Origin of the sequence: Kutzneria sp. CA-103260, from assembly GCF_018263855.1 — a bacterium.
GTDB lineage: Bacteria > Actinomycetota > Actinomycetes > Mycobacteriales > Pseudonocardiaceae > Kutzneria.
On sequence record NZ_CP073318.1, the window covers coordinates 1,900,310 to 1,913,647 of the forward strand.

Here is a 13,338-nt window from a genome sequence, read left to right on the forward strand (position 1 = left end):
TCGCTTTTGGCGCCGTCGAGAAGGAGTGGACATGCCGTCGGCCGATCGCCGTCTTGAGCCACGTCGCAAGCCCCGGCAGGTGCGGGCGGAGCTGACGCGGGAGCGCATCCTCGCCGCCGCTGCTCACGTTTTCGTCGAGCACGGGTACGCCGCCGGCACCACCAACCGCATCGCCGAGCGGGCCGGCATCTCCATCGGCTCGCTGTACCAGTACTACCCGAACAAGGACGCCATCCTGGCCGAGCTGCTGGTGCGGCACATCGACCGCGGCCGATGGACGGGGGCCGACGAGCTCGACCTGTCGCCCGGCAGTCTGGCCGCGGCGGTGCGGGCGCTGGTCCAGGACGCGATCCACAACCACCGCGACGATCCCCAGCTGCTCCGGATCATGATCGAGGAGGCCCCGAGGTCCAGGGAACTGCTCGACACGATCGACCGGCACAGCCGGCTCCGCGTGGGCCACCTACGCGACCTGCTGGCCCGGCACCCCGACGTCCGGGTGCGCGACCTCGACATGGCCGCCGACCTGATCCTGTTCACGGTCGAGGTGAACACGCACAAGGTGCTGGCCGATCAGCGGTCCGTCTCGGTCGAGTCGCTGGAGAACGAGCTGGTGGACATGGTCACCCGCTACCTGCGCGGCGACCGGTGACTGGTCGGCAAGAGTGAACGCCCTTTGTCCTATCCGGACGGTCGGGCCCGAGGATCATTCCGCCGGCCTGCGGATTGTCCAGTCCGGACAAGGGTTTTGACCCACCCCGCTAGGCGCTTTGGACGATTGACGCTGCGGAACTGCATCCCTACAGTCCGTTGAAACGTTTCACGACGGCGGAGGTTGGGATGAGACGTTCGTTGACGGTTTCTGTCCTGCTGCTGTCCCTGGTCGCCGGAGCCCTCGCGGCGGCGACTCCGGCCACAGCTGCGCCGGTGAGCCGGCTCAGCGACTATCCGAACCTGGCCGCTGCCTTCGACAACGCAGGCGTGAGTCCGGCGGCCAATCCCGGTGCCGCGAACCTCGACGGGACCGGGCACAGCCTGATCGCTGAGGATCTTGCCGCCGCGGGCTGGAACCCGGGTGCGAAGGTCACTGTGAACGGCACGCCCCTCCAGTTCCCGACCGCCGCGCCCGGCACGCCCGACAACGTCATCGCCAACGGACAGCGGATCACGTTGCACGGCAGCGGAACCGCGTTGTCCTTCCTGGTGACCAGCACCGGCACCGCGACCTCCGGCTCCGGTGTCGTCGACTACGCCGACGGCACCAGCCAGAGCTACCAACTCGCCGCCCCCGACTGGTACGTCGGCCCGACCGACGCCAAGACGGTGTCCGCACCGCGCTGGAACGCCCCAGGCGGCCCGGCCGCGGCGACGATGAAGCTCTACACCCTCGTGGTGCCGTTGCGGGCGGGCGTGTCGGTGGTGCGGGTGACCCTGCCCAAGGTCAGTGACAGCGTCAACCAGCCGACGATGCACGTGTTCGCGCTGGGGATCCGCCCGAGCGCGGGACCGTGGAAGGCGAGCTGGGCCAACGGCATCGACGACAGCCTGGCCCCCTGGACCTGGACCGACCGCACCCTGCGCATGGTGGAACACACCAGCACCGGCGGTTCGGCCGTGCGCATCCACCTGGACAACTCCTTTGGTCCAGCACCGATCACCGTCGGGCATGCGACCATCGCCGTGCAGAAGTCCGGGGCACAGCCAACAAATGCGCCGGTCACGCTCACCTTCGGCGGCGCGCAGTCGGTGACCATGCCCTCAGGTGGGCAGGCGGTCAGCGACGGCCTGCGGTTCGCGGTGCCGGCCGACACCAACCTGTTGGTGACGCTGTACCTCAAGGGCGCGGTGACCTACGCCTCGATGCACTCCGGGGCCAGCCAGGACATGTACTCCACCAACGACGGCACCGGCGACCACGCGGCCGACGGCGCGAACTTCCCGGTCAACAACCTGTTCGGGTTCTGGACCGTGCTGTCGGGCATCGACGTCTCCGGCGGCGCCGGCGCTTCGGTGGTGGCCTTCGGCGACTCCATCACCGACGGCTACAACTCCTCGCAGAACTCCAACAGCCGGTGGCCGAACTTCCTGGCCCGGCGGCTGCCGTCCGGCCCCGCGGTGGTGGACGAGGGCATCTCCGGCAACCGGATCCTGACCGACGCCTTCACCGGCATGCCCAACACCGGCACCGCCGGCGTCAGCGCGCTGTCCAGGTTGGACCGTGATCTCGTAGCGCAGAGCGGGGTGCGCACCGCCATCGTGCTGGAAGGCATCAACGACATCAACAACACCGCGACGACGGCCGACCAGGTCATCGCCGGGCTCAAGCAGATGGCCGCGACGATCCACGCCGCCCACCTGCGGGTGCTCGTCGGCACGCTGACGCCGATCGCCGGCTGTGGGTGCAGCAACGACCAGCACATCGCCTATCGCGACCAGGTCAACGCCTTCATCCGGGCCAACGGCGGGGTGTTCGACGGTGTCGTCGACTTCGACGCCGCCGTGCGGGATCCGGCCAACCTGGAAGCGATGCTCGCCGCCTACGACTCGGGCGACCACCTCCACCCGAACGACGCCGGCTACCAGGCCATGGCCAACGCGGTGCCGTTGTCCGCGCTCTGAAGGGAAACACCGTCATGAGCCTGCGGGTCGCCGTGGCCGCACTGGTGGTCGCGGCCGGGGTCAGCCCGGCCGCGGCCCGTCCGTCCACATCGGACAACTACGCCCCGGCCAGTCGGACCGTCACCGCCGCCTCCGTCTTCCGGACCACCGGCAGCGTCACGGATCCCACGGCGATCCTGCACGGCGGCACAACCACGCTGCACGGCAACGATTCCTCGGTGACGCTCGACTTCGGCAAGGAGGTCGGGGGAGCGGTGACGGTGCATGCCGCGAGCACCACCGACCCCGGCCAGCAACTCGGGCTGGCGTTCACCGAATCCTCTCAATACGTCGGCACCAGCAGCGACGCCAGCAACGGCGGCGGCGGTTCGGACGGGGCGCTGATCGCGGACCTCACGCCCGGCGCGGACTGGACCATGCCGTCGGACAAACTGCGCGGCGGATTCCGCTACCTGACCCTGTTCGACCGCAGCGGCGGCACGATCGCCCTCAACGCGGCGACGCTGCACATCACCTTCGCACCGACGATGACCGACCTTCGGGGCTACGCCAACTACTTCCACTCCAGCGACCCGCTGCTGAACAAGATCTGGTACGCCGGGGCGTACACCGTGCAGACCAACACCATCGCGCCCACCACCGGCCGAGTCTGGGGCCCGCCGTCAAGCGGCTGGGACAACGGGGCGACGGTCGGCGTGGGCGACGCGGTGCTGGTCGACGGGGCCAAGCGCGACCGCACCGTCTGGCCCGGCGACCTCGGCGTGTCCGTCCCGACCGAATACACCTCGCTCGGCGACGTCACCCCCACCCGCAACGCCCTGACCACGCTGTACCAACACCAGCAACCCTCCGGCGAGCTGCCGTTCGCCGGGCCCGAGGTGAACTTCTACGGCTCGGACACCTACCACCTCTGGACCCTGATCGGCACCGCGAACTACGTGCAGTACAGCCATGATCAGGCCTGGCTGGCCGGCGAATGGGCCAACTACGTCCGTGCGCTGGACTTCTCGGCCGGCAAGGTCGGCGGCGACGGGCTGATGACCGTCACCGGCACGAACGACTGGGCCCGCGGCGACCAGGGCGGCGAGAACATCGCGGCGAATGCCTTGCTGTATCAAGCTTTGGTCACCGGTGCCCAGCTGGCCGCCATGGAGCACGACACCACCCACGACTGGGCTGCCGTGGCCGCCAAGCTGAAGGACGCGGTCAACGCCAAGCTGTGGGACGACGCCGCCGGGCAGTACCGGGACAATCCGGGCAGCGGCCTGCATCCACAGGACGGCAACTCGCTCGCGGTCTGGTACGGCCTCGCGCCCGCCGACCGCGCCGCCCGGATCAGCCAGGCGCTGACCGCGAACTGGAACTCCTACGGCGCGACAACTCCGGAGAAGAACGGTGAGATCGCCACCTTCCCGGGTTCCATGGAGGTGCAGGCGCACTTCCAGGCGGGCGACGCCAGCACCGCGCTCGCGCTGATCCGCCGCGAGTGGGGCTACATGCTGACCTCGCCGCTCGGCACCGGCAGCACGTTCTGGGAGGGTTATCTCGCCAACGGCCAGCTCGGCTACGGCGGCGCGTACATGAGCGCCGCCCACGGCTGGGCGACCGGCCCCACCTCCGCATTGTCGTTCTACGTCCTGGGAATCCGCCCAACCACCGTCGCCGGCGGCTATGAGATCGCCCCCGAACCCGGCGGGCTGCCGTCCGCCGAAGGATCACTGCGCACCCCGCTCGGCGACATCCACGTGTCGTGGCACCAGGACCGGGATACCTTCACGCTGCGGGTGAACGCGCCGCCGGCGGCCATCGCCGGGATCCGGCTGCCGGCCGGTGCTGCGCCAAGGGCCGTGGTCACCGTGAACGGCAAGCCTTGGCGCAGCACCGGTTCGGCTATCGGGTGAAGGTGAACCAGTTGATGTTGACGAAGTCGCCGGAGCCGGCGGCGAACGTCAGATAGAGATCGTGCACGCCGGTGGCCGAGCTGACCATGTTGGCCGGCACGGTCTGCCAGTTCTGCCAGCCGCCGTTGTTGCCGAAGTCGATCTCGGCGAGGACCGGGCCGGAGACGCTGTCCAGACGAGCCCGGATGGCGCCGCTGACACCGGCGGCGGCACCGGAGGCGAGCCGGGCGACGAACTGGTTCGGCGAGCTGGAACCGAAGTCGACGCCGGAGTACTTCAGCCAGTCGCCGTTGGAGATGTAGCCGACGTCCTGGCCACCGCCCGAGTCGCTGCACGACTCGGTCTGGGTGCCGCTCTGCGCGCTGAACGACTCGGCCTGGATGGTCGAGTAGGCGCTGGTGCCGCCGCCTCCGCCGGGTGGCGTGGTGCCGCCGCCGGAGCCCGCGCCCAGCGAGACGGTCCACGAAGTCGGTGCCGGGTCCTGGAGGTGGCCGTCGACCGGCTGGGCGCCGGTCGGGCCGACGTCGTCGTACGGGAAGGCGTAGCCGATCGAGGCGTGCTGGTGTACCAGGCGGGCGTAGTGGTTCGTGGTGGGGTCCTGGTAGTACTGCGAAGGCGTGACGCCGTCGGGCTGGTTGTTGCCGCCGCTGACCAACAGGCTGCTGCGGTTGAGCGCGGCAGCCAGCCGGGCGGCGACCGCACCCCGGGCGTCGGAGCCGGAGTTGTACAGCGGCCCACTCGCGCAGCCGAAGATGTCCACCGCGCTGGGCTTGGTGAACGGCACGCCATTGGTGTTCAGGCCGGCGAACACGATGGCGTCGCCGCTGACCGTGCCGGTGTACGACCCGATGCTGCCTTGCCCGTTGATGGTCAGCGGGGTCGAGCTGTAGTGCGACCAGACCGCGTCCAGGTAGTTGTTCCAGTAGCCGCCGAAATCAGTCGGGGAGTGGCCGGGGGCGAGCACTCGCACCACCGTGCCGCCGGAGTCGGTGACGACCAACTGGTCCCACGGCGCACCGTCGGTGCCGTGCTGGGAACGCAGCCCGTCTGCGATGGCGCCGAGCGCGCCGCTGGGCAGCGGGCTGACCGACTGCGAGCCGGCCGCCCCCGTGCTGGCCATGGACACCGGCAGCGCCACCATGTCGACGTAGCTGATGTTGGCGTACAGATTGGCGCTGTTGTACGTGAACTCGCAGAACGTCCAGTTCGTCTGCCAGTTCGGGTCCGAGCTGGTGAAGCCGGGCTGCACCAGGCCGGGACCGGGATTGACGAAGAACTGGATCTTGTTGTCGACCGAGAACCACACCCGGCCGCCGATGACGTAGTCGTTCAGCGTCACCGTGAGCTGCGATCCCGAGCCGCCGAGCGGAATCGAGTAGTCGGGGATCGGCGTGACCGGGGACGACGGGTTGGGCAGGCGCTGGAACTGACCGTCGGCGGTGACGAAGCCGGGCCAGCCGGAGCTGTCCGAGCCGCTGATGTAGGCGTAGACCGTGCCGCTGCCGGAATTGTTCTGCAGGGTCAGCGGCAGCGCGGTGGCGGCGCGGGCGCGCGGGGCGGACCACACGGTGGTGCTCGCCGCGGCGGCCGCCAGGCCCGCCAGGACGAAGGTGCGTCTGGACAGCATTGTCTTCCTCCTCAGGGGAGGCGCCGATCGGACAGGGCAGGGGCCCGTCGACGCCGGAAGGGTGTCCGAACGCTAAATACCGTGTGGTGGGGCCGTCAAGGGGTCAACTCGGTAATTCGTGAGAACGCTCCCACCGCGGCGGTGACGACCACTCGGACCTGGCTCGCCGGCACCGAGGTCGGGAAGGGAATCCAGCGGTGCAAGGACGAGTTGCCGGTCACGGTCGCCCGGGTCGTCCACTGCGCGCCGTCCCAGGTCTGCACGGTGAAGTCGATCGGCGGGCCGTCCGGGTGGGAGGCGAAGCCGACGCCGGTGAGCGTGGTCGCCGGGGTGGTGATCGTGAGGGTGTCGGGGTACTGGTCGGCGGTGTCGTCGTTCCAGAATGTCGAGAGATTCCCGTCGATGGCGTTGGCTGCCGTATAGGTCCGGACCACTCCGTCGACGGTGTTCGGCGCGTGCTCGCTCGACGCCGAGGCAGTGGTGCCGGCCGCCCAGCGCCCGAACACCAGGACGTTGACGGTCGTGGTGCTGACCCGGCCGTCCGGGGTCCGCACCGTCACCGTGACCGGATAGGACCCGCTCTTCGTGTCGCCGGGCGCGTTGATCCTTATCTTGGTCGAAGTCGCGGTTGTTGCTGGGGCGAGGGGGATCGTCGCCGTCGTCGCGGTCCAGCCGGCGGGCACCTGCGCACTGAGCACAGCCGACGTGGCGGCGGTGGACCGCCCCTCGACCAGCACCGGCAGATCGGTGCCGCCGCCGGTCATCGGGGCGGCGTCGCCCGCCGTCAGCGTGATCTGGGTGAAGGCCTTGGCAGTCACCGTGAACGTGTAGTCGCCGGAGCCGGCGGTCAGGCTGAGCGTGTCGTCGGTGGCTTGGCCGACGGTCAGGCCCGGGTCGGCTGCGGCCGGCTGCCCGTTGGCGAAGATTGTCCGATCGCCTTCAAGGACCGTGGACTGCATGCCGCCCAACAGGGGCAGTCGGATCGTCGCGGTGGTGCCGACCGGGATGACGGCGTGATAGGTGAGTGTGCTTCCGTTGCGCTGCCAGGAACTCACGACGGTACCGTGGGCGATCTGCTGCTGCGCGGTGACATGGGTGAGGTCGCCGACGACCGACGGGGCCAGGGTGAGTGTGTCGCGCGAGCCAGGTTGGATGCCGGCGAGCTGCTGGTAGAACCACTGGCCGATGGCGCCGCCGAGTCCGATGTGGTCCTTGGACGACGTGCCATCCGGTTGGGCCGAATCGACCCACTTCTCCCAGATGGTGCCCGGTCCGTTGTCGACCATGTAGCCGAAGCTCGGATAGTCGGTGCGCTCGGCGACGGCCAGCGCGACGTCGTTGCGCTGGTACTTGCCGAGCGCCTGGAGCACCAGTGTGGTGCCGACAAACCCGGTCGTGAGGTGGTTGCCGTGGGCCACGATGTCGGCCACCAGCTTGTCCACAGTGGACTTATCGTGGCCGGCGGGGACGAGGTCGAACACCAGCGGCAGCGCGTAGGACAGTTGGGTGCCGTTGGCGTAGACACCGGTGTCGGCGTTGAAGTAGCGCTTGTTCAGGCCGGTGGCGATCTGGCCGGCCAACGCGGTGTACTGCTGGGCATCGGCCGGCTTTCGCAGCACGAAAGCCATCTTGGCCAGCAGGGTCGCGTCCAGGTAGTAGAAGCCGGTCTGGAAGTAGTCGTGCGGCGTGCTGACCGGCGCCACCCAGTCGTCGCCCCAGGACGTCGGCGAGTTGACCACGATGTGGTCGCCGTCGCTGATCGTCGCCAGGTAGTCCACCCACGCCTTCACGTGCGCGTAGTGCTCGGCGATCAGACCCGTGTCGCCGTACTGCTGATAGGAGTCCCAGATGATCTGCGGGTAGGCCGATCCCCAGGCCGGGTCGGGCAGCCAGCCGGTGCCGCCGTTGGTCGGCACCGCGGACGGGATGCTGCCGTCCGGGCGCAGGCTGGTGACGACGTCGCCGAGCCACTTGTCGTACGTGGACTGCATGTCGAAGTTGCTCATCGCCTCCAGATCGGTGTCGCCCGCATCGCCGAGCCAGCCGTGCTTCTCCCTGGTGGGGCAGTCCATCGGCAGCGACTCGAGGTCGTTGAGCTGGGTCTGCGCCACCGCCGCCTGGATCTTGTCCAGCTCCGGGTTCGAGGTGTCGAACTGGCCGGTGGTGGGGACGTCGGTGTGGATCTCCAGCGCCCGCACGGTGACGGTGGCGTCGTCGGGGATGCCGGTTAGTTCGGCGTAGCGGAAGCCGGCGTAGTCGAAGTGCGGTGTGTAGGTCTCGGTGCCGGCGCCGGCGAACGTGTAGTGGTCGCTCTGGCGGGGTGCGTCGGCGGCCGAGAAGCTGATGTTCGCGGTTGTCACCCGGCCGTTGGCGTCGAGGAGTTCGCCCTTCTTCACTGTGGCGGTGGTGCCGGCGGGCTGGGTGGCGGTCAGCGTGACCTGGCCGGTGCGGTTCTGGCCGAAGTCGTATACCCGCACCCCGGATGCGGGGCGTGTCTCCTTGGTCGGGGTGATCGTTCGGACGATGCGGGTCGCGGGCATCGGGTCCGGCTGCACGGTCGTCAGCGCGCCCTGCACGGTGACGGGATTCGGGCCGTAGACGCCGAGTTCGGCGAGTCGGAACGAGCAGATGGTCTCGCAGTGGAGCTTCGTCGCGGTGACGCGGACGTATCGACCGGTGACGTCGGCCGGCAACGCCACCGCGGCGGTGCCAGGGCTGGGTTGATCGGCGCCGGTCCGGTCGGCGACGGTGGTCGCGGTGGCGAAGGTTGGATCATTGCTGACGTCGACCCGGTACCGGACCGGGAATCCGGCGGCGATCACGTCGCCGGAGGTGTCGTTCGTCGGGCGCGCCGGGAACAACGTGACGTCAGAGATGTGTTGTGCGGTGCCGAGATCGACCTGTAGCCACTTGGTGACGTCGGCGTTCGGCTCGACCGCTGAGTGGTAGCCCTCCGACCCGTCGGCCGAGCCGTCGATGCCGTCGGTCGCGGCGGCCGGTGACCAGCCGCAGCAGGTGGTGGAGTCCTTGGCGGTGACCGGTCTTCCCTGGGCCAGGCTCTGGGCGTGGGACACCGGGGCCACGGCGTGTGCGGTCGGCCAGGCGCTGTCGTCGAAGCCGGCCGTGTCCCAGCCGGGAATGTCCCGGCGCGCGTCGTAGGTCTCGCCGAAGTAGAAGTCGTCACCGGTCACCGGGCCGGCGTGGGACTTCCAGCCGGGGCTGGTGGCGAACGTCGAGCTTGTGCCGTCGGTGTAGGTGATGTCGAGCTGGGCGGCGAACGTCGGCCGGCCGGGGGACTGGCCGCGGCCGATCATGAACGCCAACGCGTTGTGTCCATTGTGGAGTGACTTGGTGGCGTCGAGGTCGCGGTAGAGCACTCGCGCGGCGTAGTCGGTCACCGACGGGTCGAGCACCTCGGTGGGATCGACCCGTGCGCCGTTGAGGTGCGGCTCGACCAGGCCTTGGGCAGCGAAGTACAGGCGTGCGCGGGAAACCGGCTTGGTGACGTCGAATCCGGCGCGGGCCAGCGTGCCGTCCTCGGCCTGGAGCCACCACGCCGTCCAGTCCTGGGGCGAGAGCAAGCCCGTGTCGAACGATGCCGGGGCCGACCAGTCGGATGGTCCGCCCAGGTTGGTCCAGGTGCGCACCGACCACGTGTAGGTGCGGTCGCTGGCCAACGCCGGCCCGGCGTAGCCGACGTCGAGCGAGTTCCCGCTGTTGACGCGTCCGGAATCCCAGACCCGGCCGCGCTGATCGTCGACACGGATCTCGTACCCGGTCTGCGTCACGCCACGTCCCGAGTCCCGCACGGTCCAGGCCAGCGTCGGTTTCGGGGAGCCGACCAGCACGTGCGATGCCTGCCCGTCGGCGCGTAACGACGACGGCGGCAGCGCGGTGTGCCGGTCGGCCTGGGCATTCGCGACGCCCGGCAGCACGATCGCCGCCGTCAGGGCAGCGGCGACCAAGGCCAACTGCTTCATGGACTTCTCCCTCACAGGGTGACGTGGAAGTGCCAGTGCCCGGAACCGACCGTGTGCGAGGTGCGGCCATGTTGTGTTGGCAGCGAAACGGTCGCGGTGGTGTTGACCGGAATCGTGACGTCGAGGTCGAAAGTCGTGGCGGACTTCGTCCAGGAGACAGCGACTTTGCCGTACGCGGTGTCGAGGGACGCGGCCACGTGTGCGAGCCCGGTCGGCGTCTGCGGTGCGATCGACACTGCCGAGTAGCCCGGCGCGGCCGGCTGGATACCGGCCAGTTGGGTGTACAGCGAGGCGTTGACGCCGGCGAACATGGCGTGGTCGTGGGTCTCCATGTTCGAGCTGTAGAGCCATTCCTCCCACGAGCTGGTGGCGCCACGGCTGATCTCGTAGCCGAAGCCGGGATAGGTCTTCTGGTCCAGCACGGTCATCGCCACATCGGTCCGGTTGATCCGGGCCAGCGCGTCGACGAGGTGGCGGGTGCCGAAGATGCCGGTGTCGAGGTGGCCACCGTTGGTGGTGAGGATGGTGTCCACCAAGCGGTTTCCGACCGCCGTCACGTTGCCGGCCGGCACCATGTCGAAGGCGAGCGGCAGGATGCTGGTGGTCTGCCGGCCGTCGCCGTAGGAACTGCCGTCGGCGTTGAGGAAGTGTGTGTTGAACGCCTGCTTGATGCCGTTGGCCAAGGCGGTGTAGGTAGCGGCGTCGGAGGTCTTTCCCAACGCCTGCGCGGCTTTCGCGACATCCAGGGCCTGCACGTAGGACAACGCGGTGTTCACCAGGGACACCTCGCTCGTGCAGTTGCCCTCGTTCGGACCGCCCTGCCCGCCGTTCACGCCGCCGTCGTGCACCGGCGGGCACCAGTCGCCGAACCCCCGGTTGTCCGGCCAGATATGGCTCGGCACCTGAGTGTTGTTGGTGTCGACGAAGGCCTTCATCGCCGGATACTGGGCGGCCAGCGTGGTCCGGTCGCCGTACTGCTCGTACAGGGTCCAGGCCAGCGTCACCTGGCCGCCGGCCATGTCCGGCTGCTGGGCGTTGCCGGCGTCGTCGGGCAGCGCGGTTCCGGGCGGCAGGTCAGCGAGATAGTTGGCGTAGAAGGCATCCATGCCGAACTCGCGGGTGGAGGCGGCGCTGTAGGCCTGCACGTCCATGGCCGGCGGGGTCCGCTCGTCGCGGACCGGATTGTCGGTCGGGACGGACATCGAGTTGTTCAGGATGCTCCAGCGGTTGTTCTGCCACAGCTGGTTCAGCGTCGGATCGGACGAGGTGAAGCTGCCGGTCGAGGCAACATCGGCGTGCGCCACTCGACCGTCCAGACTGTCCACTGTGGGCGTTCCCGGGTAGCCGGTCACCTCGACGTAGCGGAAACCGTGGTAGTCGAAGCGCGGCTCGTAGCTCTCGGTGCCGCCGGTGCCGGCCAGGACGAAGGTGTCGGTGGCGGCGGCGTTGCGGTTGGTGGTGGTGTCCAGCCGCCCGTCCGGCGTGAGCTCTTCGGCAGTGCGTAGCTGGATCTGAGTCCCGGCCGGCCCCTTGGCGCGGATGCGCGCCCAGCCGGCGATGTTCTGCCCCAGGTCGTAGACGTAGACGCCGGGCGACGGCTGGGTCATCTTCACCGGCCGGAGGGTCTGGACGACGCGGATCGGCGGCAGGGTGCTGGGCGTCAGCGTGCCGGCCGGGGCCGCGACGGTGGTCACCGGCCGCCAGGTGGAGGCGTCGAATCCCGCTGTGTCCCAACCATGTTGCTCCTGGCGGGCGTCGTAGGTCTCGCCGTTGTAGATGTCGTCGCCGGTGATCGGGCTGTCCGACCACGTCCAGGAGTGGTCGGTGGTGATGGCCTGCTGTGTGCCGTCGGTGTAGGTGACGGTGAGCGTCATGATGGCCTGTTCCGGCCCCAGCCAACGGAATCCGTACGGGCTGAAGTGCTGGCCGTAGCCGTTGCCGAGCATCATGCCGACGGCGTTGGCCCCGGGCTTGAGCTGGCCGGTGACGTCGTAGGTGTCGTAGAGGTCCCGGCGGTCGTAGGGGGCGTCGGCCGGGGTCAGGACGGCGTCGCCGACCTTGGCCCCGTTGAGGTGCAACTCGTAGAAGCCGAGGCCGAGGACGTTGACGTCGGCGTGCGCGATCGGCTTGGTCAGAGTGAACGTGCGGCGCAGCATCGGCGCGGCGTGGTTGGCGCCCAGCAACACCGGGTCGCCGCTCGGCTCCAACTGGCCGTCAACGATCTTCTGCTGGGCGAAGCGGGGGTCGGGGGAGCGCGAGAAGTCGTCGGCGAACAACGATGTCCCGTCCAGACCATGCAACGCGAGGTTGTCGTACACCGCATCCTCGGCTACGCCCGCGCTCGTTGAGGTGCGGAAGCCGATCGTGCCCTGCGTCAGCGAGGTGTCGGTCCTGACGTCCACCTGCGTGCCGTCGATCGTGGTGGTGATCGTCGCGCCGTCGGCCCGAATCTGGAGATGGTGGCTGGTGCCCGCGTTCGCCGGTGTCAGCACCGGGCTCAGGTCCACCTCGGCCAGCGTGGTGAAGTGGCCGCCGACCTGAACGTGTGGGCGGAGCATCACCTTGCCCGGCGTCGTGACGGTGTTGATCTGCCACAGGTAGTAGTTCGCGCTGTCCTGAGCCCGGAACACGACGCCCGCCGCCGCGGCCTTGATGGTGAAGTCCGTGTCCAGCACGAAATTCGACCACGAGGTCGTGCTGTCCGGGCTGATCCACTGCGCCCCTTGCCAGTCCGTCGGCGCCACGGCCAGCGGCTGCGGCTTGCTCCACGCCGACGGTCGCCCATGCGCATCCCACACCTGGACCGTCCACGTATACGCACGCCCTGCTTGCAACACAGGTCCGCCGTACGGCACTCCGACCGAGGCCGCCGACGCCACCCGGCCGCTGTCCCAGACCTCCGTGCCGGCGCTGACCCGCACCCGGTATGCCGTCTGCCGCTCGCCGTTCACGGCCGACCCCAGCTGCCAGCTGAACGTCGGCGGCCCGGCCTTCGTCTCGGCCTGGACCTGCTGTACCACCAGCTCCGCCGGCGCGGCAACAGCTGGCGCGGTCCCGGCCGCGACCAGCAGAAACGCGACGGCCATCGCCCGAACCAGCGGCTCGGCGCGGAAACGTGTCAACACTGATCGGACCATCGGGTCCCCTCGGTTTAAACGTTTCAACAGGGATTCATGGGTAGCGCACCCCGCCCGCGCCGAACAAGAACTCC

At 69.1% G+C, this 13,338-nt stretch carries 6 protein-coding genes; 3 read left to right on the forward strand and 3 right to left on the reverse strand.

What is annotated here, in order from left to right; genetic code table 11:
* Positions 1–31: 31 nt before the first annotated feature.
* From JJ691_RS08370 to JJ691_RS08380, 3 genes are all read left to right on the forward strand, one after another.
* Positions 32–652: a TetR/AcrR family transcriptional regulator gene (locus JJ691_RS08370; RefSeq protein ID WP_211768211.1), complete on the forward strand. Its 621-nt coding sequence runs from the start codon at positions 32–34 to the stop codon at positions 650–652.
* Positions 653–840: 188 nt separating this feature from the next.
* Positions 841–2,619, forward strand: coding sequence for an SGNH/GDSL hydrolase family protein (locus tag JJ691_RS08375; RefSeq protein ID WP_211768212.1), 1,779 nt, complete (start codon positions 841–843; stop codon positions 2,617–2,619).
* A gap of 14 nt (positions 2,620–2,633) precedes the next feature.
* Positions 2,634–4,520 carry an alpha-L-rhamnosidase-related protein gene (locus JJ691_RS08380; protein WP_211768213.1) on the forward strand — a complete coding sequence of 629 codons (1,887 nt, stop codon included), beginning with the start codon at positions 2,634–2,636 and terminating at the stop codon, positions 4,518–4,520.
* On the opposite strand, the gene JJ691_RS08385 is transcribed toward JJ691_RS08380, so the two are convergent.
* The 3 genes from JJ691_RS08385 to JJ691_RS08395 form a co-directional block, all read right to left on the reverse strand.
* A complete protein-coding gene (locus JJ691_RS08385; protein ID WP_211768214.1) occupies positions 4,510–6,147 on the reverse strand; it encodes a beta-1,3-glucanase family protein in 1,638 nt (545 codons plus the stop codon). The genes JJ691_RS08380 and JJ691_RS08385 overlap by 11 nt on opposite strands.
* 95 nt (positions 6,148–6,242) lie before the next feature.
* Complete coding sequence (locus tag JJ691_RS08390; RefSeq protein ID WP_211768215.1) at positions 6,243–10,127, reverse strand: family 78 glycoside hydrolase catalytic domain; 3,885 nt, start codon at positions 10,125–10,127, stop codon at positions 6,243–6,245.
* Between the two features lie 11 nt (positions 10,128–10,138).
* Entirely contained in the window at positions 10,139–13,252 is a 3,114-nt protein-coding gene (locus JJ691_RS08395; RefSeq protein WP_249227776.1) for a family 78 glycoside hydrolase catalytic domain, read from the reverse strand.
* Positions 13,253–13,338: the final 86 nt, after the last annotated feature.